A 24,676-nucleotide genomic window follows, 5' to 3' on the forward strand; every position below is an offset into this window, starting at 1 on the left:
GACGACCCGGCGGCTCACCCGACGGCACGCGGCCGAGGGGCTATTCGCAGGCGACGCCGTCGCCGTCCCGGTCCAGGTGGGCGGCGTAGCCGGGGTCGCCGCGATGCAGAGGAGTGACCCCGGCGGCGCGGGCGGCGGCGCAGTTCTGGTAGGAGGCGCTGCTGCCCCCGCCGCCACCCCCGCTGACCTTGTTTCCGCCGCCGTTCATCGGGGGCGGCAGGCTCGGGCCCTTCGGCTTGGGCTTCGGCTGGATCGTGACGGCCGGGGGCTTCGAGGCGGGGGGCGCGGCCGGCGTCGCGGGGTGCGTCCGGGCCGGGCTCGGCGTCGGGGTCGCACTGGCCGTCGGCGTCGCGGAATCGGACGGCGAAGGCGAAGGGGACGCCGAAGGGGTGCCGGGCGAGACGCTTGCCATCGGCTTCTTCGTCCTGGGCGTCGAGTCCTGGCAACCGGTCGTGGTGAGGGCGAGCGCACCGAGCAGCCCAAAGACGAGCAGAGTGCGGACGGCTGGGCTGGATATGCGCATGCGGCGGCTCTCTCGGACGATCGGAATGCTTGTGATGATCTGGTGAAGGAGAGAATACGGGCCGCACACCTCCCGGTGAGGGGAACGGGGCAACTCGCCCGTTCGCAGCCACCGGTGAGAGCGCGACCAACGGCGACGGCGGGTACGGCAGCACGCCGCTGCCGTACCCGCCGTCACCCGGAACCGGTGCTATCCGATGTGGTAGGGGTCGCCGTAGACCTTCCAGTCGAGCGGCGTGTCCAGGTGGAGGTTCCCCTTCTTCAGGAAGACCCGCTGCTCGGTGTCGACGCGGCTGGTGTCGCTGTGTGCCTCCTCCTGCTTCATCGCCCAGACGCGGGCGTCGAGGAAGGCGTTGAGGTACGCCGTCTCGTTGCCGCCCTGCGACGGGGGCTTGGCCTTGGCGAGCGCCTTCCTGCGGATGGAGCTGAAGCTGGTCGGGTCGCTTCCGTCACCGTGCATCACGATGGCGTCGTAGTAGATGAACTGCCCGAGCGTGCCGACCCCGTCGGACTTGCCCTGGCGGACGGCCGGATCGAAGTACACCCGGTCCCGCTCGTCGTTCTGCGCCTCCTTGAAGGCCGTCTCGGAGGCCGCCGTCTTCCAGTCCTTGGTGAAGTTCGGGTCGAGCCCCTTGTGCGAGTCGGTCCCGTCGACCTTCTCCAGGGCCGGCAGGTACTTCGTGAGGACGTTGCCGGGGTTGCGGGCCGTGTAGAGCTTGACGAGGTCGAGCATGTCGCCGGTGCCGGAACAGAATCCGATGATGCCGGCGGTGTAGCCCCGCCCGTCCTTGATGTCCTCGATGTACTTGTACTGCGCCTTCCAGTCCAGCGAGGAGTTCTCCGCGCTGGAGACGAGCTGCATGGCTATGTCCTTCTTCGCCGGGTCGTCGAGCCCGGTCGCGGCGGCATTGATCACCGCCACATTGTCCGCCGGTGCGGCGGCCGGACCGTCGGCGGCGTACGCCGTGACCGGAACCGTGAGCAGCGCGGTGCCGAGCAGGACGCGTAGGGCGATCTTGGTACGACGTGCGGTGGTCTTGCCGTGGGGGGTGTGCACGTGAACCTCCAGGGAGTCGGTCGCTCCGGGTGTTCTGTTAGGAAACTTTCCTACCATTGCTCGGAAGTGCCCGTACAGCCCTGTGACACAAGGAAGTTGAGGACTGGCCGACGGCCGTGGCGCCCCGGCGGGGCCCGCTCCGGACGCGTAGCGGGGGGCGTCGGCTCTTCCGCGCACGCCCCGCATCCGGGGGCCCGGCCCGCGATGTGATGCCGTCGGCGGGGCGGCTTTAGACTGTCAGGCCGCCATCGCCGCCAGTCAGAGGAGTTCCGTACGGTGTCCGAGAACCACGAGGCAGTCGCCCCCGCGCCCGGCGCGACCCGTCTCGCCCTCGTCTCCGACTGCGGCGACTGCTTCGGTCTGTGCTGTGTGGCCCTCGCCTACGCGGCGTCCGCCGACTTCGCGATCGACAAGCCGGCCGGGAAGCCCTGCCCGAGCCTTCAGCGGGACTTCCGCTGCGGCATCCACCAGAAGTTGCGCACGAGCGGCTTCCAGGGCTGCACGGTGTACGACTGCTTCGGCGCCGGCCAGAAGGTCTCCCAGCACACCTTCGGGGGCCGCGACTGGCGTGCGGCACCCGAGAGCGCCGCTTCGATGTTCGAGGTGTTCCCGGTGATGCGCCAGCTCCATGAGCTGCTGTGGTACGTCACCGAAGCACTCGCCCTGCCGAGGGCCCGGCCCGTCCACGCCGAACTCGACGCGGCCCTGCGGGAGACCGAGGCGTTCACCCTGCTCGCCCCCGAGGCGCTGGGAGACGTGGACGTGCCCGCCCACCGCGACAAGGTCAACAAGCTGCTCCTGAAGGCGAGTGAGCTGGTCAGGGCCGAGTTCAAGGGCAAGAAGAAGGACCGGCGCGGCGCCGACCTGATGGGGGCGCGGCTGACCGGCGCCGACCTGCGCGGCGCGAACCTGCGGGGCGCCCTCCTGATCGCCGCGGACCTGCGCGGCGCCGATCTGCGTCTCGCCGACCTGATCGGCGCGGACTTCCGCGACGCGCGACTGTCCGGCGCCGACCTGACCGAGGCCTTCTTCCTCACCCAGTCCCAGCTGAACGCGGCACAGGGCGACGCGACGACCCGGATCCCACAGTCCCTGGTGCGCCCCGCGCACTGGTGAGCCGGGCGATCACCCCCTGGAGGGGTGCGTGGGGTACCAGGGGCGGGGCGCGCCACGGACGGCGGACACCCCCTAGGCGGTCCACCCGGGGTCGCGGCCGCTCAGGCCGATGACGCGGTCCAGCATGGGCGCGTCACGCGGTACCTCGATGGCCGGGCCGAACGCCGTGCCGCGGGCGGCCGGGTTGTCCTTCGACGGAGCGAGGAAGGCGTAGGACACTTCCAGATCCGCGGCGGCCGGCCGGTACGCCCGGTTGGTGGCCCTGGCCACGTCCCAGCCGTGGACGACCAGCTCGTCGAGGGCGACGCGGCCCGCGACCGTCGCGGGCAGGTTCAGGCCGCCCACCTGGGTCTCGCCCTCCCAGGCCGCCGGGTCTCGCCAGGCCGCCGCCATGGCGGCCAGGTTGTCCGGCAGCGACGTGCGCCAGTCGTCGGGCAGTTCGGGCGGCGGCGCACTGCTCGGCGCGGTGTTGGTCGACGGGCCGAATTCCTTGCGCGCGGCATCCTGAAAGGCGCCGCTGAGGCCGAGGACGTGCGCCAGCAGGTCCCGCAGCGCGTACGTGGAGCAGGGTGTCGGCCCGGCCAGCTGATCATCGCGTACGCCGTCGAGCAGGCGGGTCAGCTCGGCCGCCGCGGGGCCGAGGTCGGGCAGGGTGGCTTGGGCATGCGCATCGCTACTCATACAGGGGAGACCGCGCGCGAGCCGGAAACTCATCGCGGTCCCTGCGACCGCCCTCGCGGCGTGCATCTCCGCGCGCCGTTGCCGGACGGGGGCGCGGAGAGTGCCGGCCGGTCGACGGTGGTGGGCGGTGAGCGCCGGCCGGTCGACGGTGGTGGGCGGCGGCGAGTGGTTGGTCGGGCGACTGTGGTGCGCGGGGCGTGGTTGGCCCGTGGGCCGTGGTGGGCGGCGTCTGCTCGGTTCGGCGACCGCGATGCGCCGCCTCCGTGACGCGCCACGGATGGTCCGCCCGGGGCGCCGGTCGTGGGGGCGAGCAGTTCGGCGCCCTGGGCCGTCCCGCGTGTCCTCAGGAGAGTCCGCGGCCGCCGAACGCGCTCGACCCGTCGGCCTGGCGCCACCACTTCTCCAGACCGCTCTGATCCATCGCGTTCCAGTCGGGGCTCTGCGAGACGAGTCCGAGGCCCAGGGAGCGGCCGAGCTCGACCATGTTCCGCCCTGGCTCGGAGCGCTCCGCGTGGTAGGCGGCCGCCGCCTCGGGCCAGCTCGTGGCCGAAGCCAGGGCGGTTGCCAGGGCGTTGGCGTCCTGGAGCGCCTTCACCGCGCCGCCGCCGGTGTGCGGGCGGGCCACCGTGGCGGCGTCCCCGGTCAGCGCGAGGCGGCCGGTGCCGTACCGGGGCGCGGTGAAGTCGTACATCGGCTGGATGAAGAGTTCAGCGGGCTCGGTCAGATGCACCAACTGACCCCAGAACGGCGGCAGTTGGGTGTCGGCGATGTCCAGGGCCCGGGCGCGCAACGCGTCGCTCAGGGTGCCGGGCGGCAGACTGGTGGGGGAGTCGAGCGGGAGCCCGTGGTCCAACGGCGGCGCGGCGTAGAGCACCCAGTTGACGCGGTGGCCGCCCCGGCCGTCGGGGATGCGGTAGATGACCACGTGCCCGCCCGCGAAGACGACGTACACGCAGTCTCCCACCGGCCAGCGGTCCGCTTCGGGCAGCCGCGCGACGGGGAAGGCGCCGCGCCAGGCGAGATACCCGGCGTACTCGGGACGCACGTCGGGACACGCGGCCGAGCGGACCAGTGAGCGGTAGCCGTCGGCCCCCACGACGAAGTCGAACCGGTCCGATCCGCCATCGGGGGTTCCCAACCGGACGCCGTCATCGGTGAGTTCGAGCCGGTCGACCACGGCGCCCGGGCGGAATTCCACGGACTCCGGTACCCGGGCGCGCAGTTCGGCCCAGAGCGGGCCCCAGTTGTACGTACGGAAAGGGAAGGGCAGCGTGCCGACGGTCCGGCCCATCGGGGTCGCGCCGTCACGCACGTACCAGCGGCGCCTCGTCAGCTGGAGCCATGGCATCGACGGGGTCACGAACCCGCCGGCCTCCAGTTCGGCGTAGCGGTCGTTGTGCATCGCGAGCCCCACGCCGCGGTCGGCCAGCCGGCCGGACGCCCGTTCGTACACCGTGATCTCGTCGGCGCCGCCGCGGTACGCGGCCAGTGCGGAAGCGCACCCCGCGATGCTTCCGCCCACAATGGCGACTCGCCCTCCACGCATCCCCAGCGCCCCCGCGATCCTCGTCGGACAGTGCCGCGCCCCCCGGTGGGCGAACACTTTCGCGGATTGTCGCAGCAACGGGTCGGACCGCGCAGGGGTGCCGGGGAAAGCGGCACCGTCCCGGGTGCGGGCGTGGCCGGTACGTCCATGACCAGGACGTCACGCGGGTGGGCCTGGAGGAACCACCCCGGGGCGGCCACCGGATGCGTGACCGTGCCCCGCATGGTCCCTTGAGTCCCATGGACGCGGACCAGGACCTGCCAATGGGAGTCGATGTGCTGAGGGAGGGCGCCCGCGCGGGGCTGCGCCCGCGCTTCCAGCTGCGACCGGATCCGCAGATGGCGCAGATGGCGCAAATGGCGGGGGGCAGGTTCGTCGCCCATGTGGAGGCACCGCATCCTTGGCTCCGCCTCATCGCGCTCACCGGCGTCCCGGGCGAGCGCGCACCCGGCTCGGAGCCCGTGACCGGGGCGCAGCACAGCCCGCGCACTCCGCACGCCTCGCACATCCCGCATGCCCCGAACGTGCGTGCCTTGTTCCCCGTACCGCGCGGCCCGCTGAGCGGTCGGGCGGCGTTCCCGCAGGAGCGGGAGTACGCGGCAGCGTGCACGAGGAGCCGGCCGTGACGGCCTCTCCGCCGCCGCCGCCACCGTCCGATCCGGGTCCGGGGTCGGGGTCGGGGTCGGGTGCGGGGACGGTGCGGGCCGGTGGGGCGGCCGTCGGCGGGACGGGCCAAGTCCCGCCGCCCGAGCCGCCGTTCGAGGAGCCGCCCGCGGGGGAGGAGGGCGGGAGCAGGGGGCTGCGTTTCCCGAGCGCGCTGACGGTCCTCGCGATCGTCACGGTGGCGGTGTGGCTCCTGGCGTTCGTCATCCCCTCCGGCGCGTACGACCGCAACGCCGACGGCGCGCCCGTCGAGGGCACCTACCACCGGGTCGGCAACGGCCAGAGCGTCGTGGACCGCCTGAACGACCTCTTCCTCTCCCCGGTCAACGGCCTGTACGGCATCCAGGACGCCAAGTCCGGCCAGGTCGGCCCCGCCCTGGCAGGCGATCTGTACGGCAGCGCGGGGGTGTTCCTGTTCGTGCTGGCCATCGGGGCGTTCATCACGGTGGTGTTCGCGACCGGCGCGCTCGACCGTGGCATCGGCCTCCTCGCCCACCGGCTGCGCGAACGCGGCGCGCTGCTGATCGCGGGCGTGATGACGGTCTTCTCCGTACTCGGCACGGTGGAGGGCTTCGCCGAGGAGACCCTGGGCTTCTACGGTCTGATCGTGCCGCTGATGCTGGCACTGGGCTACGACCGCCTGGTGGCGACCGGCACGATCATCGTGGGCGCGGGCATCGGCGTGCTGTGCTCGACGGTCAACCCCTTCGCGACGGGCGTCGCCTCGTCGGCCGCCGGGATCTCCCTGGGCGACGGGATCGTGCTGCGCTTCGTGATGTGGGTGGTCCTGACGACGGTCTCGATCCTCTACGTCGTCCGCTACGGCAGGCGCGTCCAACGGGACCCGTCGGCGTCCTTGACGGGATTTCTGCCCGGGGACCGGGACCGGGACCGCCGCGGGGGTGGAGGCGCACCGGACGCGGCGCGGAAGACCCCCGCGCAGGGCGCGTCCCCGCGGGGTGCGTCCCAGCCGGGTGCGACGCCGCCGGGTGCGACGCCGGTGGACGCGCCCCTGACGGGTGCGACGCCGCCGGGTGCGACGCCGGGCCCGGCCGGACCGGCGGCGGACGAGCCCCCGGAACTGACCCGCACCCACGCCCTGGTCCTGATCCTCCTCACCCTCGTCTTCGCCTTCATGATCTTCTCCGTGGTGCCGTGGTCGAGCGCCCTGACGGGCAGGGCGGACGCGACCCCCTACACCTGGGAACTGGGCTGGTCCTTCCCGCAGTTGGCCGCCCTGTTCCTGGTGGCCGCGGTCCTGGTGGGCGTCGCGGCACGGCTCGGCGAGGCGGAACTGAGCTCGACGGTCATCCGGGGCGCGGCCGACTTCATCTCCCCGGCTCTCGTCATCGTGCTCGCCCGGGGCGTCACCGTCATCATGAACAACGCGCGGATCACCGACACGGTGCTGCACGCGATCGAGGGCGCCGTGAAGGGCGCGCCCTCCGCGCTGTTCGCGGTGATCGTCTTCGTGGTGAACCTGCCCCTGGCCTTCCTGATCCCCTCCACCTCGGGCCACGCGACCCTGGCCATGCCGATCCTGGCGCCGCTCGCCGACTTCGCGGGTGTGTCGCGGGCTCTGGTGGTGACCGCCTGGCAGGCGGCGAGCGGCTGGATGAACCTGTGGGTCCCCACCACCGCCGTCACCATCGGCGGCGTGGCCCTGGCCAAGGTCGGCTACAACCGGTACCTGCGCTTCGTGGCCCCGCTGCTGGCCATCCTGCTTGTGCTGATCTGCGCGTTCGTGGCGGTGGGTGCGGCGTTCACGTGACGTGCGTCGGCCTGGACGCGAGCCGCCCAAACGGTCGTGGCCGCCGTAGCGCCGTTGCCCGTCGGAGTCGTCGGAGTCGTCGGAGTCGTCGGAGCTGTCGGCCGCGCACGGGCCGCAGGTGGGCCGTGTGCGGGGAAAACGCGTGACCCCTCGATCGTGTGTTCCCTAGACTGCCGAGATGGCAAGTGATCTTCTGCGACTCACCGTCCTCGGCTCCGCGACGCCCTACGCGAGCGTGGACAATCCGTGCTCCGGCTATCTGGTGTCAGGGGGCGGGACCCGTGTCTGGGTGGACGCGGGCAGCGGGACGCTGGCCGGGTTGCAGCGGCATGCCCGGCTCGACGAGGTGGACGCCATCTGGATCTCGCACCTGCATGCCGACCACAGCGCGGATCTGCTCACGGCCTACTACGCGGCGCTCTTCGCGGACATCCGCCTGAGCGCGCCCATCCCCCTGTACGGGCCCCCGGGCATCGCCGACCGGCTGGCCCACTTCCTGACCAACGGCCCGACGCGCAGCCCGGTCGAGTCGGCCTTCGCCGTGCACGAGCTGCATGACGGACACCGGGCGCGGGTCGGCGCGTTCACCCTGACCAGCAGGGCAGTGGCACACGGCGTTCCCGCCTTCGCCGTGCGCATCGAAAGCGAGGGCCGCTCCCTGGTGTACTCCGGTGACACGGCACCGTGCGCCGGCCTCACGCGGCTGGCCGAGGGATGCGACGTGCTGCTGTGCGAGGCCGAGAGCGACCACGCGCCCGGCGAGGGCTCGCAGGTGCACCACACTCCGGAGGACACCGGTGACACGGCGGCCGCCGCCCGGGCCGGCCGGCTGATCGTCACCCACGTCGGGCGCTTCCTCACGCCGGAGCAGGCGGTGGCCCGCGCATCGGCCCGGTACGCGGGCCCGGTGGACTACGCCGCACCCGGCGCGACCTTCCCGGTTCGCCGGGCGCCCGGCGCGTGAACGGCTCCGCCCCCGGTGCTGTGCGGTACCGGGGGCGGAGCCAAGGGGTGAACGGGCGGAATCAGCCCACCAGTTGGTCGTACGCCGGGAGGGTGAGGAAGTCGGCGTAGTCGGCGTCGAGGGAGACCTTCAGGAGGAGGTCATGGGCCTGCTGCCACTTGCCGGCCGCGAAAGCCTCCTCGCCGATCTCCGCGCGGATCGCGGCCAGTTCCTCCGCCGCGACCTTGCGGGCGAGCTCCGCCGTCGCCTTCCGACCGTTCTCGAAGACGACGCCCGCGTTGATCCACTGCCAGATCTGCGAGCGCGAGATCTCGGCGGTGGCCGCGTCCTCCATGAGGTTGAAGATGGCGACCGCGCCGAGGCCGCGCAGCCACGCCTCGATGTAGCGGGTGCCGACCTGGACCGCGCTGACAAGGCCCTGGTAGGTGGGCTTGGCGTCGAGGGAGTCGATGGCGATCAGATCATCGGGAGCCACCGAGACGTCCTCGCGCAGCCGGTCCTTCTGGTTCGGCCTGTCGCCGAGCACCGCGTCGAAGGACTCCATCGCGATCGGGACCAGGTCGGGGTGGGCCACCCACGAACCGTCGAAGCCGTCGCCCGCCTCGCGGTCCTTGTCGGCCTTGACCTTCTCGAAGGCGACCTTGTTCACCTCGGCGTCACGGCGCGAGGGAATGAACGCGGCCATGCCGCCGATGGCGTGCGCGCCGCGCTTGTGGCAGGTGCGCACGAGGAGTTCGGTGTACGCGCGCATGAACGGGGCCGTCATCGTCACCGCGTTGCGGTCCGGCAGGACGAACTTCTCGCCGCCGTCCCGGAAGTTCTTCACGATCGAGAACAGGTAGTCCCAGCGGCCCGCGTTCAGCCCCGCCGCGTGGTCGCGGAGCTCGTACAGGATCTCGTCCATCTCGTACGCGGCCGTGATCGTCTCGATCAGGACGGTGGCGCGGACGGTGCCCTGCGGGACACCCACATAGTCCTGTGCGAAGACGAAGATGTCGTTCCACAGGCGGGCTTCCAGATACGACTCCGTCTTCGGGAGATAGAAGTACGGGCCCTTGCCGAGGTCGATCAGGCGCTGGGCGTTGTGGAAGAAGTACAGGCCGAAGTCGACCAGCGCACCCGGCACCGGGCGGCCGTCGAACTGGAGGTGGCGCTCCTCCAGGTGCCAGCCGCGCGGCCGCATCACGACGGTCGCGAGCCGGTCGGCGTCCTTGAGGGCGTAGGACTTGCCCGACCTGGGGTCGGTGAAGTCGATGCGACGCTCATAGGCGTCGATCAGGTTGAGCTGGCCAAGGACGACGTTCTCCCACGTGGGGGCCGAGGCGTCCTCGAAGTCGGCGAGCCAGACCTTGGCGCCCGAGTTCAGGGCGTTGATGGTCATCTTGCGGTCGGTCGGACCGGTGATCTCCACGCGGCGGTCGTTCAGCGCGGCCGGAGCCGGCGCGACCTTCCAGTCGGCCGCCCGGATCTCGGCGGTCTCGGGCAGGAAGTCGAGCGTCGAGGTGCGGGCGATCTCGGCGCGGCGGTCCTGACGGCGGGCGAGGAGCTCGTCACGGCGGGCCGTGAAATTCCGGTGCAGCTCGGCCACGAAGGCGAGGGCCGCGTCGGTGAGTACCTCTTCCTGCCGGGGCAGGGGCTCGGCATCGACGATGGCCAGCGGGGACGGCGCTGGTGCGGACATGAGCTGTCACTCCTTCGCGGGCGGTGCCCTGACGGCCGCCGGGTCGCCATGAAATGGCACTCAGTGCCAGGGCTCCGAGATACGACTGTGGGCGCCGGTTGATCTGACGGGCGCTTCTGAACAGTGGATACTAGTTTCCTCATGGTGGAAGTTCAATGGTTTGTTGATGTCGAGATTCTCCGAGTCGAGGCACTGTGGCGCAGGGTGCCACCTCGTTCACTCGGCGTCCTCCCTCCTCCTCCGGTCGTCTTTCCCGTCCGGGGGCGCGTACTCCAGGTCTACTGGAGGCGGCCCAGATCCGCCTCGGTGTCGATGTCGTACGGCTCTGCCACGTCGCCGCACTCGACGAGCTCGATCTCGTCCTCGTGGGCCTTCAGATAGGCGCGGGCGCCCCGGTCGCCCGTCGCCGTCGCGGCGATGTCCGCCCACCGGGCCGCCCCGAACAGGACCGGATGGCCGCGCCTGCCGTCGTACGAGGCCGCCACCAGCGAATCGGCCGAACGGTGGGCGGCGAGCACCCGCGCGATCGCCCGGGAGCCGATGCCGGGCTGGTCGACCAGGGAGACCAGCGCGGCTCGCGCACCGCCGGCCTGCCCGGCCGCCGCCCGGGCCGGTGCGGCTCGCTCGTTGCCGCCCTGCTCGGCCGCCGCCCGGGTCAGCGCGTCGAGGCCGGCCCGCAGTGAGGAGCCCATGCCGTCGGACCAGTCCGGGTTGTCGATCAGGACGCAGCCCGCCAGATCGGCGCGGGCCCGCACGTCGTCGGCCGAGGCGCCGAGCACCACGTACACCGTGGGGCAGCCTCCCTCGCGCAGCATGCGGACGGCGTGCTCGACGAGGGGGCGGCCGCGGTGCGTCAGCAAAGCCTTGGGGCGGCCGCCGAGCCGTCGCCCGCCGCCCGCCGCGAGCAGCAGTCCGGTGACCTGTGCCGCATTTGTCATGGGGTGCGTCATGGCCCCAGATATACCCAATGCTTCTGTCGAATTCCGTCCACCCAGTGGCGCACGACACACCGTATGGCGTTAACTGACCCGCGCATCCCGGCAGTTGACCTTCGCTGTACGGGCTCTGAACACCTGCACAAGGACGTGCGTGGGGGAGGACTTTTGTTGCGAGGCGTGGAACAGAGGGCCGTGGCCGGCAGCGGCGAGGATCCCAGAGTGAGCGAGTTGCGGGCGGCCGTGGGCCGGCTGCGCCGGCAGCTGGCCGGCCATCCCGCGGAGTTCCCCGATCGGGCCGTCGCCGAGGACGAGCTGGCGGCGCTGGAAGCGATGGCCGTCAGCGGGGTGCCGGAGGTCCCCCGGCTGCGCCGCTCACTGCTGCTGATCGCGGGCTCGATCGGGTCGGTCAGCGCGCTTGCGGGCGCGGTGACCGACGTACGAAGAGCGGTCGAGTTGTTCGGGGAGCCTCCCGCCCGGCGCTGATCGCGGGCGGGAGCGTACGGCAGGTGAACTCCTGGCAGAGCAAGGGGAGTTCAGGCCACCCAGTGGGGCCGGTGCTGCTCGGCGCTGAACGCCGGCAGGCCCGCGTCGAGCGTCGCGGCCAGCCGGCGTACCGCCTCGTCCGTCCGCTCCGGCTCCTGGACGAAGGGGATGCGCAGGCGGTGTTCATGGGTGCCGGCGTCCGCCGCGAAACGTGAACCGGGCTCGATGTTCACACCGTGGGCGAGCGCCGCCTGTGCCAGCGCCGAAGCGATCGGGCCCCCGAGGTCCACCCAGAGGCAGAGCCCGCCCACCGGCGTCTGCCAGCGCCACTGCGGCAGATGGTGCGCGAGCGATGCGGCCAGTGCGTCGCGCCGTTCGCGCAGGAGCGGCAGGCGGGTGCGCAGCACGTCGTCCATGCCGGGCAGCAGCGTCTTGGCGAGCAGCTGGTCCAGGAGGGAGGGCGCCAGATCGACGTGGATGCGCAGTGCGGCCAGCTCGGTGATGAGCCGGGAGCCCGCCCGCACCCAGCCGACGCGCAGCCCGCCCCAGTGCGTCTTGCTGAGCGAGCCGACCGTGACGATCTGCTCGGACTCGCCGGGGTGGGCCAGTGACACGAACGGCGCCGGGGCCGGTCCCTCCAGGGCCATCTCGGCCATGGTCTCGTCGATGAGCAGCCAGGTGCCGGTGCCCCGGGCGGCGCGCAGCAGACGCATGCGCTGCTCGGGGCTCATGAGCGCCCCGGTCGGATTCTGGAAGTCCGGGATGAGGTAGGCGAGCCGGGGCGCGGTCTGACGCAGGGTGCATTCGACGAGCTCGCTGTCCCAGCCGTCCTCGGTCACCGGCACCGGGGTGATCCGAAGACCGGCGTGACGCACGGCGTCGAGACCGTTGGGGTACGACGGGCTTTCGACCAGCGCCCGGTCGCCCGGGCGGCCCAGCAGGTTCACCACCAGGGACACCGCGGACTGGGCGCCGGTGGTGATGAGGATCTGCTCGGGCCGGGTGGGCAGGCCGCGCAGGGTGTAGCGCTCGGCCACGGCCGCGCGCAGTTCGGGCAGGCCGTGCGGGTGGTAGCCGGTGGTGGCGGCGTGACGGGCCAGTTCCGCTCCGGCCAGCTCGAAAGCGGCGGCCAGCTCCGCCATCGGGGCGTCGGGTGCGGCCATGGCCAGGTCGATGACGCCCTCAAGCGCCTGGTAGCGGGCCACATTGGACGGCTTCGCGCCCTGGGGGAGCGCGGTCCAGGTGCCGGCCCCGCGCCGGCTCAGCGCGTAGCCGCCTTCGCGCAGGAGGTCGTAGGCGGACGTGATGGTGGCCCGGCTGACCTCCAGAGCGGTGGCCAGCTCGCGTTCGGCGGGAAGCCGTGTGTGCAGCGGGATCCGGCCGTCGAGCAGCAAGGTGCGCACCCCCTGGGCGAGGGCGCGGTAGCCGGGGCGCGGGCCCGCGATCGCGGTGACCTGTGCCGTGAGCTGGCGGCTGCCGAGGGTCCGGGCCACATCGCTGACGGTGTCCACGGACCGGACCACTTCCCTGCTCGCCATACCAACCTCCATGAATTGGCCCTGCCTGCCAGGCCAATCAGCGTACAGACTCATGACTGTCAGCGCATTGGCCTGGATGAGGTCGCCGAGGAGGGCGGGAAGCCATGGAACGCGATGTGGCGGTCACGGACCGGTTCGAACGGGAGATGCAGCGGCGGCACGAGCGGGGCCCGCGGGGGATCTCGTTCGGCTGGCTCCGTGTGTTGCGGCTGTGCAAGGGGCGTGCGAAGTGACCCGGGGGCGTGTGGTCGTGGGGGTCAGCGGCTCGCTCGGCAGCCTCGCCGCACTGCGGGCGGCGGTCGATGAGGCCCGCGGCGGCGGCAGCCCCCTGCTGGCCGTCACCGCGTGGGAGCCGCCGGAGGGCGAGGCGCTTTTCGCGCGCAACCCGGACAGCGCGTGGGCCCGGCACCAGGAGGACCTGGCACGCGCGGCACTGGAGCGGGCCGTGCAGGAGGCCCTGGGCAAGATGCCCTCGGACGTGGCCGCGCGGAAGCTGGTCGTGCGCGGCAAGGCGGGCCCGGTGCTGTGCGCGTTGGCCGGCCGCCCGGGGGACCTCCTGGTCATCGGTGCGCGGCCGGGCGGTTGGCGCGGCCCGGTGCGCCGTCATGTGCGGCGGCACGCGCCCGGCTGCGTCCTGACGGTACCGGCGCCCCCACGGCCGAGGCGCACGGCGCGAGCCCTGCGGCACGCACGGGCCGAGGACTTCGCCCTGCACGGGTGAGACGACCCCGAAAGACGCTAGGTCGCGTCTTCAACGTCCCGTCTGGCCGGCGGGACGACGACGCCACTTTGAAGACACTCCCTAACCCGGCGTTCGGATCAGGCGGCGCGCGCTCGCGACGGCGACCGCCGAGGTGCGCGAATCGACCCCCAACTTCGCGTAGATGTGCACGAGATGGGACTTGACGGTGGCCTGGCTGAGGAACAGCTGCTTGCTGATCTGCTGATTGGAGAGCCCGTCACCGACCAGTTGCAGCACTTCGAGCTCGCGCCGGGTCAGCGCCTGTGCGGGCGTACGCATCCGGTCCATGAGGCGGTGCGCCACGGCCGGGGCGAGCGCCGACTGGCCCGACGCCGCGGTGCGTACCGCCGCCGCCAGTTCCTCGGGCGGGGCGTCCTTGAGCAGATAGCCCGCCGCGTCCGCCTCCACGGCCGCCAGGATGTCCGCGTCCGTGTCGTACGTCGTGAGGACCAGGACGCGGGGCGCGCCAGGACGCGCCGTGATCGCGGCGGTCGCCTCGGCGCCGTGCATCCCGGCGCCGAACCGGAGGTCCATCAGGACGACGTCGTACGCCCCCGACGAGGCCAGCTCCACCGCGCGCTCGGCGCTCGCCGCCTCCCCGGTCACGGCGAAGTCCGGCTCGGTGTCCAGGACCGCGCGCAGCCCGGCCCGCACCACGGGATGGTCGTCGGCCAGCAGCAGCCGGATGGGCGCGCTCATCGGGCGGCCGCCACGGGCAGCGGCAGGGTGATCGCGACGGCCGTGCCCTGGCCGGGCGCCGACTCCACACTCAGCGCGCCGCCGAGCGACTGGGCGCGTGAGCGCATCGCCAGCAGGCCGAAACCACCGGTGTCCCTGGGGCGCCGGTCGGCCGGATCGAACCCGCAGCCGTCGTCGACGACATCCAGGGCGACCGAGGTGCCCAGGAAGCTGAGGGTGATCTCGGCGCGGCCGGCCGACGCGTGCTGCACCGTGTTGGCGAGCGCCGACTGCGCGATGCGCAGCAGGGCCACCTCGTACGGCGTGGGCAGCTCGACCGGGGTGCCGCTCACGCCGAACTGCACGGCAGGCCCGGGCGCCGCCGCGCACAGCCGCTCCAGGGCGCAGGACAGCGAGCCCTGCTCCAGGTCGGGCGGGGTAAGAGCCTTCACGAAGCGGCGGGCCTCGGCCAGGTTGTCCTGGGCGGCGCGGCGCGCCTGCTCGACGTGTTCGCGCGCCGGGTCGTCGGCGGGCAGCGCGCGCTCGGCGGCGCGCAGCAGCAGCTGGATCGAGGAGAGACCCTGGGCGAGCGTGTCGTGGATCTCGCGGGCCAGCCGTTCGCGCTCGGCGAGCGTGCCCGCGGTGCGCTCGGCCTCCGCGAGCTCGGCCCGCGTCGCCACCAGCTCGTCGATGAGCTCGCGGCGCCGCTCGCTCTCCCGGTACAGCGTGTCGTAGCCGAGCACGGTCGCGACGGCGACCGCCGCGCCCAGCAGCGGCCCTATGAACGCGCCGGGTGTGATCCGCTGCCCGTGCAGCAGGAAACTCGCGATGGCCGCGCCCGCCGTGGCCAGGACGGCGGGCACCGCCCAGCGGATCGACAGCAGGTGCAGGAGCAGGAAGTAGAGCGGAAAAGCGGCCCACAGCGCGTCGGGGGAGACGACGAGCAGCGCGAGCCAGGCCGCGCCCAGCGCCCCCAGCCACAGCGCCGCCGCGCAGGTCCCGGGCCGCACCGCGGGAAGCGCGACGCCCGCCGCGTACACCGCCGCCATGAGGACCGCGCCGGCCACGACGGCCCCGGTGTGCGGCGCGCCGTCGCTCACGGCACGCACCGCGGCCAGCGCGAGGAGCCCGCCGAGCAGCGCGTGCAGACACAGGCGCAGCAGGGCGGAGACGGAGGTGTGGGGGCGTACGAAAACCATAGGACTTCCAGCGTACGGGCCGGACGGGCGGCGCCGGTCAACCGAAAGTTCGATGTGCGGATGCATCCTTCGATACGGGCTCGGATGCTTCGGCGCGATGTGCACGCGGGGCCGCGACACCAGGCTTGGAGCCATGTTCGTCGCATGGAGAGACCTCCGGTTCGCCAAGGGCCGGTTCGCGCTGATGGGCACCGTCGTGGTGCTCATCACCCTGCTGGTGGGGCTGCTGTCCGGGCTCACCGCCGGGCTGGCACGGGACAACACATCGGCGGTCGCCGGGCTGCCCGCCGACCGGCTCGCCTTCGCCGCACCCCCGTCCGGGCAGTCGGCGTCCTTCACCAACTCCGTTGTATCCAGCGCCACGTGGCACAAGTGGCGGCAGGCGCCCGGCGTACGTGACGCGCAGCCGATCGCCGTCTCCACCCTGAACGCGAAGGCGGGCGAGCGCACCGCGGCCGTGTCGTCCTTCGCGGTACCGGCCGGCTCGCCGCTGGCGCCCTCGCCGGTACGCGCCGGATCGGTGGTCCTCTCCACGGGCGCGGCCGAGGACCTGGACGTGAAGGCGGGCGACACCCTGACCCTGAACGGCCGGACGCTGCGCGTGGCGAAGGTGCGGGGCGAGGATTCCTACAGCCACACCCCGGTGGTGTGGACGGCCCTCGCGGACGACGCCCCCGCGACCGTCGTCGCGCTCACCCTCGACGCCGGAGCCGACCCGGCCGCCATCGACAAGGAACTCGGCACCACCAGCCCGACCCTCTTGGACGCGCTCTCGGCGCTGCCCTCCTACCAGGCGGAGAACGGCTCCCTCCAGCTGATGCGCGGCTTCCTCTTCGTCATCTCGGCGCTGGTCGTCGGCGCGTTCTTCACCGTGTGGACGATCCAGCGCAGCGGCGACATCGCCGTACTGAAGGCGCTCGGCGCCTCGACGCCCTACCTCCTGAAGGACGCGCTCGGGCAGGCCGTCGTCATGTTGACGCTCGGCACGCTCCTGGGCGCGGGGCTCGCCTCGCTCGCCGGGTCCCTCGTCGGCGGCGCGGTGCCGTTCGTGCTCGACCCCGCCACCACCCTCGGCCCGGCCGCCGTCCTGATCGTCCTCGGCGTGATCGGCGCCGCCCTGTCCATCCGGCGCATCACCGCCGTCGACCCCCTCACCGCGCTCGGGAGTGCCCGATGAACCCGCCCACGACCCCGCCCCTGCTCCTCGACGGCGTGACCTTGACCTACCCCGACGGCGAGGGCCGCCTCACCGCGCTCGACGCGGTCTCCCTGTCCGTGGATGCCGGCACGGTGACGGCCTGCGCCGGTCCCTCCGGATCCGGCAAGTCCAGCCTGCTCGCGGTCGCCGCGACGCTCGTCACCCCGGACAGCGGACGTGTCGTGGTGGCCGGGACCGACACCGCATCGCTCGCCCCCGCTCAGCAGGCGGCGCTGCGCCGCGAGCGCATCGGCATCGTCTTCCAGCAGCCCAATCTGCTGCCCGCGCTCACCGCCGCCGAACAGCTCCAGGTGATGTCCCACCTCTCGGGCCGCAAGCCGCGCGAGACACGTGCCCGCGCCCTGGAGCTGCTGACCGCCGTCGGACTCGCGGGCCAGGCCCACCGCCGCCCCCACCAGCTCTCCGGCGGCCAGCGCCAGCGCGTCAACATCGCCCGCGCCCTCATGAACGAGCCCGCCGTGCTCCTGGTCGACGAGCCCACCAGCGCGCTCGACCACGAACGGGGCGCGGCGATACTGGACCTGCTGCTCACCCTGGCCCGTGAGCGCGGCACGGCCACCGTCCTGGTCACCCATGACCGCACCCATCTGGAACGGATGGACGCCGTGGTGACCATGGCGGACGGCCGCCTCGGCGCGGCGCACCGGGTGGCGAGCTGATCGCCGCCGGGCCCGGACGCGTGAAACCCCGGCGGTGTCGTACACCTCCGGGGTTTTCGGCTGCCGGGTTGTCGGGGCCCGACCGGGGTTGCCGGGGCCCGGGCTCGACCCGGGGCCGGGTCAGGTCTGGGCGCCCGTGTTCGCCAGCGCCGTCGAGAGCTCGTCGGCGATGCCCTGAAGGATCGGGACGATCCGTTCGGTGGCCGCCTCGGTGACCCGGCCGGCCGGCCCCGAGATCGAAATGGCCGCCGCGGTGGGGGAGTTGGGCACCGACACCGCGAGGCAGCGGACCCCTATCTCCTGCTCGTTGTCGTCGACCGCGTACCCGGCCTGCCTGACCTGCTCCAGGGCGTCGAGGAATCCGTCCGCCGTGGTGATCGTCTTCTCCGTCGCGGCCGGCATGCCGGTGCGGGCGAGCAGGGCACGGACCTCCTCCGGCGGGGTGTACGCGAGCAGTGCCTTGCCCACGCCTGTGGAGTGCGGCAGCACCCGGCGGCCGACCTCGGTGAACATCCGCATGGAGTGCTTGGACGGCACCTGCGCCACGTACACGATCTCGTCGCCGTCGAGGAGCGCCATGTTGGCCGTCTCGCCGGTCTCCTCGACGAGCCGGGTCAGATACGGCCGTGCCCACGTGCCGAGCAGCCGGGACGCCGATTCGCCGAGCCGGATCAGACGGGGGCCGAGCGCGTAACGCCGGTTGGCCTGCTGGCGCACATAGCCGCACGCCACGAGCGTACGCATCAGACGGTGGATGGTCGGAAGGGGAAGGCCGCTGCTCGCGGAGAGCTCACTGAGGCCGACCTCGCCCCCGGCGTCGGCCATCCGCTCAAGGAGGTCGAAGGCGCGCTCAAGAGACTGGACTCCCCCGGTGGCGGCAGCGGTCTTGGAGGCGTCGGTGGTGCTGGCGCTTGACGTCGGCACGGCGCGTTCCTTTCGGTACTGGCAGGCGAGGGAGCAGCCTATCGGGCGGTTGTCCGCCCTACCCTGGACAGGGCAGGTGTCCCTGCCGGTCAGAGCGGGTTTGTCCGCTCATCGGCGGCGCCGCGTGGCGGTATCTACATTCTGCTTGGTGAAATCCTAATTCCATTCTGTGGAAACCTCCAAGAGTCGGGCCCGTGTCGGCCGTCACTCGGCGGCCACCCTTGACGGTTTCGTCGGGGAGCGCGCAAACTCCTTCAACAGAACGTTGAATTCCGGTGTACGGAAAAGTTTCCGCCGGGAAGACTGGGAAGTGAGGGCTCGGGTGTCCGACGTCAACCTGGTACTGCGCTCGACGCGCGTCATCACCCCGGAGGGCACGCGCCCGGCGACGGTCGCCGTCGCCGACGGGAGGATCGCGGCCGTACTGCCGTACGAGGCCGAGGTCCCGGCCGGTGCCCGCCTTGAGGACTTCGGGGACGACGTCCTGCTGCCCGGCATCGTCGACACCCATGTGCATGTGAACGACCCCGGCCGCACCGAGTGGGAGGGGTTCTGGACCGCCACCCGCGCGGCCGCCGCCGGCGGCATCACGACGCTCGTCGACATGCCGCTCAACTCGCTGCCGCCCACCACCACGGTCGAGAACCTGCGCATCAAGCGGGAGGTCGCCGCGAGCAAGGCGCACATCGACGCCGGATTCTGGGGCGGCGCGCTGCCCGACAACGTCAAGGACCTGGCGCCCCTGCACGAGGCCGGCGTTTTCGGCTTCAAGGCGTTCCTCTCGCCGTCCGGCGTGGAGGAGTTCCCCGAGCTCGACCAGACGCAGCTTGAGGTGTCGCTCGCCGAGATCGCCGGATTCGACGGCCTGATGATCATCCACGCCGAGGACCCGCACGAGCTCGACGCCGCCCCGCACCTGACCGGCCCCAAGTACGCCGACTACCTCGCCACCCGGCCCAAGGTCTCCGAGAACGCCGCGATCGAGGGCCTGATCGCCGCGGCCAGGCGCATCGGCGCCCGTGTCCACGTGCTGCACCTGTCCTCCGCCGACGCGCTGCCCCTGATCGCCGCCGCCAAGCGCGAGGGCGTACGCCTCACCGTCGAGACCTGCCCGCACTACCTCACCCTGACGGCCGAGGAAGTCCCGGACGGGGCCAGCGAGTTCAAGTGCTGCCCGCCGATCCGCGAGGACGCCAACCGCGACCTGCTGTGGGCGGCCCTTGCCGACGGCACCATCGACTGCGTCGTCACCGACCACTCGCCCTCCACCGCCGACCTCAAGACCGCCGACTTCGCCACCGCCTGGGGCGGCATCTCCGGGCTCCAGCTCAGCCTCCCGGCGATGTGGACCGAGGCCCGCAAGCGCGGCCACACCCTTGAGGACGTGGTCCGCTGGATGTCGACCGCGACCGCGGACCTCGTCGGCCTGACCCAGAAGGGCGCCATCGAGGCCGGCCGCGACGCCGACTTCGCGGTGCTCGCCCCCGACGAGACCTTCACCGTGGACCCGGCCGAACTCCAGCACCGCAACCGCGTCACCGCCTACGCCGGCAAGACGCTGCACGGTGTCGTCAAGTCGACCTGGCTGCGCGGCGAGCGCATCCAGCACGACGGCGTCATCGCCGAGCCCACCGGCCGCCTGCTCGAAAGGAACAACTGACACCGTGAGCACCCTTCCTTCCTTCACCGGTGACGCCAGCCCCTTCGGCGGCGGCGACCCCTACGCGGACTACCGCTCCGCCGACTTCGCCTTCACCCAGTACGCCGACCTCGCCGACCGGCGCCTCGGCGCCGGCGTGATCGCCGCGAACGACGAGTTCTTCGCCGAGCGGGAGAACCTGCTCAAGCCCGAGGCCGCCGAGTTCGACCCGGAGCACTTCGGGCACAAGGGCAAGATCATGGACGGCTGGGAGACCCGCCGTCGCCGCGGCGTCTCGGCCGACCGGCCGCACCCCACCGACGAGGACCACGACTGGGCGCTCATCCGCCTGGGCGCCCCGGGTGTGGTGCGCGGCATCGTCGTCGACACCGCCCACTTCCGCGGCAACTACCCGCAGGCCGTCTCGGTGGAGGCCACATCGGTGCCGGGCTCCCCGTCGCCCGATGAACTGCTCGCCCCGGACGTCAAGTGGGCAACGCTCGTACCCCGTACGGCAGTTGGCGGTCACGCGGCCAACGGCTTCGCGGTGGACGTGGAGCAGCGCTTCACGCACCTGCGGCTCAACCAGCACCCGGACGGCGGCGTGGCGCGGCTGCGCGTGTACGGAGAGGTCGCGCCCGACCCGAAGTGGCTCGGTGTGCTCGGCACCTTCGACCTCGCGGCCCTGGAGAACGGCGGCCAGGTCGAGGACGCGTCCGACCGTTTCTACTCGCCGGCCACCAACACCATCCAGCCGGGCCGCTCCCGCAAGATGGACGACGGCTGGGAGACCCGGCGCCGCCGCGACAAGGGCAACGACTGGATCCGCTACCAGTTGGCGGCCCAGTCCGAGATCCGCGCGGTCGAGATCGACACGGCGTATCTGAAGGGCAACTCGGCGGGCTGGGCGGCTCTTTCGGTCCGCGACGGCGAGTCGGGGGAGTGGGCCGAGGTGCTGCCGCGTACGCGTCTGCAGCCCGACACCAACCACCGCTTCGTGCTCGACGCGCCGGCCGTCGGCACGCACGTCCGGGTCGACATCTTCCCCGACGGAGGCATCTCGCGGCTCCGTCTCTTCGGCTCCCTGACGGCCGAGGGCTCGGCGCGGCTGACCGCCCGCCACCAGGAACTGGGCGGCTGACCGCCGCCTCCAATAGCAGGGTGGCTGACCGCCCGCCATCCATGGCTGGGCGGCCGACCGCCCGCCCCCCCCGTGGCAGGGTGGTCGACCGCCCGCCCACTCAAGGGGGCGGCCGACCGCCCGCCTCCTCTCGGGAGGGGCGGGCGGCGCCCCCATTCCCCCATGACAGGGCGGTACGACACCCGCCCGCCGACGCGAGGCACCTCGGCCCGACAGCACCGGGGTGCCTCGCGTTGTTGTGTGATGCGAAGCGCCGGACCTAGGCGGCGTGGCCGCCGTCCACCGCGATCTCCGTGCCGGTCACATACGCCGCGTCCTCGCTCGCCAGGTAGGCCACCATGGACGCGATCTCATCGGTCGACCCGAACCGCCCGACCGCGGTCATCTCGCTCTGGCCCGACGCGTACGGACCGTCCGCCGGGTTCATGTCGGTGTCGATGGGGCCCGGGTGGATGAGCGTGGCGTTGATCCCACGGCCGCCGAGCTCCCGTGCCAGCGCCTTCGTGTGTCCGATGAGCGCCGCCTTGCTTGTCGCGTAGAGGGTGCCGCCGGGGCCCGGCACGCGCAGGGCCATGCACGAACCGATCGTGATGATCCGGCCGCCGCGCGGCAGCTTGGCCGCCGCGGCCTGGGAGGCCAGGAAGACGCCGCGTACGTTCACCATGAGCACCCGGTCGATGTCCGCGAGGGCGAGCTGGTCGAGCGGGGCGAGCACCCCGACGCCCGCGTTGTTGACCAGGATGTCGAGGCCGCCGAAGGCGTCGGCGGCCTGCTCCACGCAGGCCGTGGCCTCGGCCGCTTCCCCCAGATCGGCGCGGAGCGCCAGCCCGCGCCGGCCCATTGCCTCGATCTTGGCGACGACCTCCCGGGCCGCGTCCTCGCCCTGGACGTAGGTGAGGGCGACATCGGCGCCCTCCTGGGCGAGCCGAAGGGCGGTGGCGGCCCCGATGCCCCGGCTGCCGCCGGTGACCAGAGCCTTCTTGCCGTTGAGCGAGTTCATCGTAAAGTCCTTTTCGCTGGTTCTGCCGGGTTCTGCTGGGTTTTGCCGGATTCAGCAGGGTTCCGCTGGTTTCCGCTGCGCCCCACCGGCCCCCCCGTGGAGTCGCCCGGTGTTTGGTTGCGAGTTAAATAAAAGCCCGCGGCGCGCCCTCGCGCTGGCGGCCATCGGACACCGAGGTGCCGGTCGCGGAAGCTGGCATTCCGTGTCGTACGGTGACCACCGGCAGCACCCCCCCGCACGCGACAGGAGACCGACCGTGACCCTTCAGCAAGAGATCGTCGGCAACGCCATGCAGATGGCCGTCGTGAACCTCACCCCCGGCCAGACCGTCTACTGCGAGGCGGGCAAGTTCCTCTTCAAGACGGCCAATGTCTCCATGGAGACCCGCCTGTCCGGGCCTGGCGGCGGCAGCGGCCAGGCGGCCCAGGGTGGCGGTGTGGGCGGCGGCATGGGGGGCGGCGGTATGGGGGGCATGCTGCGCCAGGCCATGGGCACCGCGATGCAGGTCGGGCAGCGCGCGCTGGCCGGCGAATCGCTCGCCTTCCAGTACTTCACCTCCACCGGCGGCGAGGGCACCGTCGGCTTCGCGGGAGTGCTGCCCGGCGAGATGCGCGCCCTCGAACTGACCGGAAACCGCGCCTGGTTCGCCGAGAAGGACGCCTTCGTGGCCGCCGAGTCCACCGTCGAATTCGGCATCGCCTTCCAGGGCGGCCGCAGCGGCATGAGCGGCGGCGAGGGCTTCATCCTGGAGAAGTTCACCGGCACCGGCACGGTCATCATCTGCGGTGCGGGCAACTTCATCGACCTCAACCCCGCCGACTTCGGCGGCCGCATCGAGGTCGACACCGGCTGCATCGTGGCCTTCGAAGAGGGCATCCAGTACGGCGTCCAGCGCATCGGCGGTCTCAACCGCCAGGGTCTGATGAACGCCGTCTTCGGTGGCGAGGGCCTTTCGCTCGCCACCCTGGAGGGCAACGGCCGGGTCATCCTCCAGTCCCTCACCATTGAGGGCCTGGCCAACGCGCTCAAGAAGGCACAGGGCGGCGACAAGCAGGGGCCCACGGGCGGACTGTTCTCCACGCACGCGGGGTGAGCGGACGTTTCCCACAGGTGGAACGCCCGGGTCCTCGCGGTGTGCGGGATGCGCGGGCTGTTCCCTCGCGGGTGGGGTGGGCCGGCCGTTTTCCCGCACGCCGGGTGTGCGGGGTGTTCGCGCGCGGGTGGGGTGGGCCGGCTGTTCTCCCGCACGCGGGGTGTGCTGATTCTTCTTCCGCACGCGGGATGCTGCACGGGTTCTTCCCGCGCAGGCGGGGCGCGCGGACGATTCCCTCCGTGTCGGCACCCGGGTTCGCAGGCGTGGCGCCGCGCACGCGGGGGCGGGGCGGGCGGACGATTCCGTCCGCGTCGGCACCCGGGTTCGCAGGCGCGGAGCGCGCGGGCTTCCTCCCGTACGCGGGGCCACATGCGGCCCGCCCCCGATCGAGCGTCGACCGATGCGTGGAACGGCCCTTCCCGGGCCGTTCGGCTCCGGGTACGGTGATCGTCCCCCGTGCGAGCCGCCGACGTCTCCACCCCGCACGCTCATCGGAGACCGTGCTCATGACGTCGATCGCCGTACCCTCCGCGGGACTTGCCCCGCGCCGCGCCTGGCTCACCGACCTGCCCGTCCTGCTCGTCGCCGTCGTCTGGGGCGCCAGTTACCTTGCCGCCAAGGACATCACCACCGCGCACACCGTGCCCGCCGTCCTGGTGCTGCGCTTCGGGCTCGTCGTGCCGGTCCTCGTGGCGTCCGGATGGCGCGGACTGCGCGCCCTGACCCGCGCCCAGTGGCGCGGCGCGGGGCTGCTCGGTCTCGTCCTGAGCGGGATCTTCCTCCTGGAGACGTACGGCGTCGTGCACACCTCCGCGACCAACGCCGGGCTCATCATCAGCCTCACCATGATCTTCACCCCGCTCGCCGAGGCCGCCGTCACCCGGGTCAGGCCGCCGCGCGCCTTCCTCGCCGCCGCGGCGCTCTCGGTGACGGGCGTGGTGCTGCTGACCCAGGGCGGCGGCTTCACCGCGCCGTCGGCGGGCGACCTCCTGATGCTGCTTGCCGCCCTCGCGCGCACCGCGCACGTGCTGCTGATGGCCCGCGTCACGTCGGTCCGGAGCGCCGACTCACTGTCCCTCACCACCGTCCAACTGGGCGGCGCCGTCGCGGTGTTCGCGGTATTGGCCGCCACCCCCGGCACCGGCACGGCGCCCTGGACCGTGGCCGCGGGCTTCGGTGGGCGCGAGTGGAGCGGTCTGGTCTTCCTGTCCGTGTTCTGCACGCTGTTCGCCTTCTTCGTGCAGATGTGGGCGGTCCGCCGCACCTCCCCCTCCCGCGTCAGCCTGCTCCTCGGTACCGAACCGCTGTGGGCGGCGGCCGCCGGCATCACGCTCGGCGGCGAACGCCTGGGCGCGCTCGGCCTGTTGGGCGCGGTCCTGGTGCTCGCGGGCACCAGCTGGGGGCGCCGGGCCGCGGCCTGAA

At 72.4% G+C, this 24,676-nt stretch carries 23 protein-coding genes; 12 read left to right on the top strand and 11 right to left on the bottom strand.

From position 1 onward, the window contains the following. Positions 1-40: 40 nt before the first annotated feature. Both ACGFW5_RS21465 and ACGFW5_RS21470 read right to left on the bottom strand, forming a co-directional pair. Positions 41-523 (bottom strand): excalibur calcium-binding domain-containing protein, encoded by a 483-nt coding sequence (locus ACGFW5_RS21465; protein ID WP_393835862.1) that lies wholly within the window; start codon positions 521-523, stop codon positions 41-43. A gap of 189 nt (positions 524-712) precedes the next feature. Continuing rightward, a complete protein-coding gene (locus ACGFW5_RS21470; protein ID WP_393835863.1) occupies positions 713-1,579 on the bottom strand; it encodes a chitosanase in 867 nt (288 codons plus the stop codon). 276 nt (positions 1,580-1,855) lie between these two features. On the opposite strand from ACGFW5_RS21470, the gene ACGFW5_RS21475 reads away from it, so the two are divergent. After that, the gene (locus ACGFW5_RS21475; RefSeq protein ID WP_393835864.1) at positions 1,856-2,695 is read left to right on the top strand and encodes a pentapeptide repeat-containing protein; all 840 of its coding nucleotides are present in this window, start codon (positions 1,856-1,858) and stop codon (positions 2,693-2,695) included. A gap of 72 nt (positions 2,696-2,767) precedes the next feature. Here the strand turns inward: ACGFW5_RS21475 and ACGFW5_RS21480 are convergent, their stop codons facing one another. Both ACGFW5_RS21480 and ACGFW5_RS21485 read right to left on the bottom strand, forming a co-directional pair. Next, positions 2,768-3,376, bottom strand: a complete 609-nt coding sequence (locus ACGFW5_RS21480; protein WP_393835865.1) for a TIGR03086 family metal-binding protein — start codon at positions 3,374-3,376, stop codon at positions 2,768-2,770. A gap of 343 nt (positions 3,377-3,719) precedes the next feature. After that, positions 3,720-4,898 (bottom strand): FAD-dependent monooxygenase, encoded by a 1,179-nt coding sequence (locus ACGFW5_RS21485; RefSeq protein WP_393835866.1) that lies wholly within the window; start codon positions 4,896-4,898, stop codon positions 3,720-3,722. Positions 4,899-5,161: 263 nt separating this feature from the next. On the opposite strand from ACGFW5_RS21485, the gene ACGFW5_RS21490 reads away from it, so the two are divergent. From ACGFW5_RS21490 to ACGFW5_RS21500, 3 genes are all read left to right on the top strand, one after another. Beyond that, the gene (locus tag ACGFW5_RS21490; protein WP_393835867.1) at positions 5,162-5,548 is read left to right on the top strand and encodes a hypothetical protein; all 387 of its coding nucleotides are present in this window, start codon (positions 5,162-5,164) and stop codon (positions 5,546-5,548) included. A 173-nt stretch (positions 5,549-5,721) separates the two neighbouring features. Then, positions 5,722-7,356 (top strand): YfcC family protein, encoded by a 1,635-nt coding sequence (locus ACGFW5_RS21495; protein ID WP_393835953.1) that lies wholly within the window; start codon positions 5,722-5,724, stop codon positions 7,354-7,356. A gap of 178 nt (positions 7,357-7,534) precedes the next feature. Further along, complete coding sequence (locus tag ACGFW5_RS21500) at positions 7,535-8,320, top strand: MBL fold metallo-hydrolase (protein WP_393835868.1); 786 nt, start codon at positions 7,535-7,537, stop codon at positions 8,318-8,320. 61 nt (positions 8,321-8,381) lie between these two features. On the opposite strand, the gene aceB is transcribed toward ACGFW5_RS21500, so the two are convergent. Both aceB and ACGFW5_RS21510 read right to left on the bottom strand, forming a co-directional pair. Next, entirely contained in the window at positions 8,382-10,001 is a 1,620-nt protein-coding gene (gene aceB / locus ACGFW5_RS21505) for a malate synthase A (protein ID WP_393835869.1), read from the bottom strand. Positions 10,002-10,279: 278 nt separating this feature from the next. Then, on the bottom strand, positions 10,280-10,939 hold the full coding sequence (locus tag ACGFW5_RS21510; protein ID WP_393835870.1) for an NTP transferase domain-containing protein: 660 nt from the start codon (positions 10,937-10,939) through the stop codon (positions 10,280-10,282). A 165-nt stretch (positions 10,940-11,104) separates the two neighbouring features. Here ACGFW5_RS21510 and ACGFW5_RS21515 point away from each other — a divergent pair, with 165 nt between their 5' ends. Beyond that, positions 11,105-11,422, top strand: a complete 318-nt coding sequence (locus ACGFW5_RS21515) for a DUF5955 family protein (RefSeq protein ID WP_393835871.1) — start codon at positions 11,105-11,107, stop codon at positions 11,420-11,422. 50 nt (positions 11,423-11,472) lie between these two features. Here the strand turns inward: ACGFW5_RS21515 and ACGFW5_RS21520 are convergent, their stop codons facing one another. Next, positions 11,473-12,960 carry a PLP-dependent aminotransferase family protein gene (locus tag ACGFW5_RS21520; protein ID WP_393835872.1) on the bottom strand — a complete coding sequence of 496 codons (1,488 nt, stop codon included), beginning with the start codon at positions 12,958-12,960 and terminating at the stop codon, positions 11,473-11,475. Positions 12,961-13,189: 229 nt separating this feature from the next. Between ACGFW5_RS21520 and ACGFW5_RS21525 the strand changes: the two genes are divergently transcribed. Then, complete coding sequence (locus ACGFW5_RS21525; protein ID WP_393835873.1) at positions 13,190-13,681, top strand: universal stress protein; 492 nt, start codon at positions 13,190-13,192, stop codon at positions 13,679-13,681. 81 nt (positions 13,682-13,762) lie between these two features. On the opposite strand, the gene ACGFW5_RS21530 is transcribed toward ACGFW5_RS21525, so the two are convergent. Together ACGFW5_RS21530 and ACGFW5_RS21535 are read right to left on the bottom strand one after the other, a co-directional pair. Further along, positions 13,763-14,401, bottom strand: coding sequence for a response regulator (locus tag ACGFW5_RS21530; protein ID WP_393835874.1), 639 nt, complete (start codon positions 14,399-14,401; stop codon positions 13,763-13,765). Further along, the gene (locus tag ACGFW5_RS21535) at positions 14,398-15,579 is read right to left on the bottom strand and encodes a sensor histidine kinase (RefSeq protein WP_393835875.1); all 1,182 of its coding nucleotides are present in this window, start codon (positions 15,577-15,579) and stop codon (positions 14,398-14,400) included. The genes ACGFW5_RS21530 and ACGFW5_RS21535 overlap by 4 nt, the downstream gene beginning before the upstream one ends. A gap of 133 nt (positions 15,580-15,712) precedes the next feature. Here ACGFW5_RS21535 and ACGFW5_RS21540 point away from each other — a divergent pair, with 133 nt between their 5' ends. Further along, positions 15,713-16,756, top strand: a complete 1,044-nt coding sequence (locus ACGFW5_RS21540) for an ABC transporter permease (RefSeq protein WP_393835876.1) — start codon at positions 15,713-15,715, stop codon at positions 16,754-16,756. Continuing rightward, complete coding sequence (locus ACGFW5_RS21545; protein ID WP_393835877.1) at positions 16,753-17,457, top strand: ABC transporter ATP-binding protein; 705 nt, start codon at positions 16,753-16,755, stop codon at positions 17,455-17,457. Before ACGFW5_RS21540 ends, ACGFW5_RS21545 begins: the two co-directional genes overlap by 4 nt. A gap of 120 nt (positions 17,458-17,577) precedes the next feature. Here ACGFW5_RS21545 and ACGFW5_RS21550 read toward each other — a convergent pair whose 3' ends face one another. Then, positions 17,578-18,381, bottom strand: coding sequence for an IclR family transcriptional regulator (locus tag ACGFW5_RS21550; RefSeq protein ID WP_393835878.1), 804 nt, complete (start codon positions 18,379-18,381; stop codon positions 17,578-17,580). 322 nt (positions 18,382-18,703) lie between these two features. Here ACGFW5_RS21550 and allB point away from each other — a divergent pair, with 322 nt between their 5' ends. Beyond that, the gene (gene allB / locus ACGFW5_RS21555) at positions 18,704-20,041 is read left to right on the top strand and encodes an allantoinase AllB (protein WP_393835879.1); all 1,338 of its coding nucleotides are present in this window, start codon (positions 18,704-18,706) and stop codon (positions 20,039-20,041) included. 4 nt (positions 20,042-20,045) lie between these two features. Then, positions 20,046-21,161 carry an allantoicase gene (alc, locus tag ACGFW5_RS21560; RefSeq protein ID WP_393835880.1) on the top strand — a complete coding sequence of 372 codons (1,116 nt, stop codon included), beginning with the start codon at positions 20,046-20,048 and terminating at the stop codon, positions 21,159-21,161. 259 nt (positions 21,162-21,420) lie between these two features. Here the strand turns inward: alc and ACGFW5_RS21565 are convergent, their stop codons facing one another. Continuing rightward, a complete protein-coding gene (locus ACGFW5_RS21565) occupies positions 21,421-22,161 on the bottom strand; it encodes an SDR family NAD(P)-dependent oxidoreductase (protein ID WP_393835881.1) in 741 nt (246 codons plus the stop codon). 256 nt (positions 22,162-22,417) lie between these two features. Here ACGFW5_RS21565 and ACGFW5_RS21570 point away from each other — a divergent pair, with 256 nt between their 5' ends. Both ACGFW5_RS21570 and ACGFW5_RS21575 read left to right on the top strand, forming a co-directional pair. After that, positions 22,418-23,254 carry an AIM24 family protein gene (locus tag ACGFW5_RS21570; protein ID WP_393835882.1) on the top strand — a complete coding sequence of 279 codons (837 nt, stop codon included), beginning with the start codon at positions 22,418-22,420 and terminating at the stop codon, positions 23,252-23,254. A 506-nt stretch (positions 23,255-23,760) separates the two neighbouring features. After that, positions 23,761-24,675, top strand: coding sequence for a DMT family transporter (locus ACGFW5_RS21575; protein ID WP_393835883.1), 915 nt, complete (start codon positions 23,761-23,763; stop codon positions 24,673-24,675). Position 24,676: the final 1 nt, after the last annotated feature.

The organism is Streptomyces sp. NPDC048416 (assembly GCF_043200435.1).
In the GTDB taxonomy this organism is placed as follows: Bacteria; Actinomycetota; Actinomycetes; order Streptomycetales; family Streptomycetaceae; genus Streptomyces.

What these genes read in the sequence shown, in the direction of transcription:
- ACGFW5_RS21465 (WP_393835862.1), bottom strand. Translation starts at nt 523, where the DNA reads ATGCGCATATCCAGCCCAGCCGTCCGCACTCTGCTCGTCTTTGGGCTG.
- ACGFW5_RS21480 (WP_393835865.1), bottom strand. Translation starts at nt 3,376, where the DNA reads ATGAGTAGCGATGCGCATGCCCAAGCCACCCTGCCCGACCTCGGCCCC.
- ACGFW5_RS21490 (WP_393835867.1), top strand. Translation starts at nt 5,162, where the DNA reads ATGGACGCGGACCAGGACCTGCCAATGGGAGTCGATGTGCTGAGGGAG.
- ACGFW5_RS21500 (WP_393835868.1), top strand. Translation starts at nt 7,535, where the DNA reads ATGGCAAGTGATCTTCTGCGACTCACCGTCCTCGGCTCCGCGACGCCC.
- aceB (WP_393835869.1), bottom strand. Translation starts at nt 10,001, where the DNA reads ATGTCCGCACCAGCGCCGTCCCCGCTGGCCATCGTCGATGCCGAGCCC.
- ACGFW5_RS21510 (WP_393835870.1), bottom strand. Translation starts at nt 10,939, where the DNA reads ATGACAAATGCGGCACAGGTCACCGGACTGCTGCTCGCGGCGGGCGGC.
- ACGFW5_RS21520 (WP_393835872.1), bottom strand. Translation starts at nt 12,960, where the DNA reads ATGGCGAGCAGGGAAGTGGTCCGGTCCGTGGACACCGTCAGCGATGTG.
- ACGFW5_RS21530 (WP_393835874.1), bottom strand. Translation starts at nt 14,401, where the DNA reads ATGAGCGCGCCCATCCGGCTGCTGCTGGCCGACGACCATCCCGTGGTG.
- ACGFW5_RS21535 (WP_393835875.1), bottom strand. Translation starts at nt 15,579, where the DNA reads ATGGTTTTCGTACGCCCCCACACCTCCGTCTCCGCCCTGCTGCGCCTG.
- ACGFW5_RS21540 (WP_393835876.1), top strand. Translation starts at nt 15,713, where the DNA reads ATGTTCGTCGCATGGAGAGACCTCCGGTTCGCCAAGGGCCGGTTCGCG.
- ACGFW5_RS21545 (WP_393835877.1), top strand. Translation starts at nt 16,753, where the DNA reads ATGAACCCGCCCACGACCCCGCCCCTGCTCCTCGACGGCGTGACCTTG.
- ACGFW5_RS21565 (WP_393835881.1), bottom strand. Translation starts at nt 22,161, where the DNA reads ATGAACTCGCTCAACGGCAAGAAGGCTCTGGTCACCGGCGGCAGCCGG.
- ACGFW5_RS21575 (WP_393835883.1), top strand. Translation starts at nt 23,761, where the DNA reads ATGACGTCGATCGCCGTACCCTCCGCGGGACTTGCCCCGCGCCGCGCC.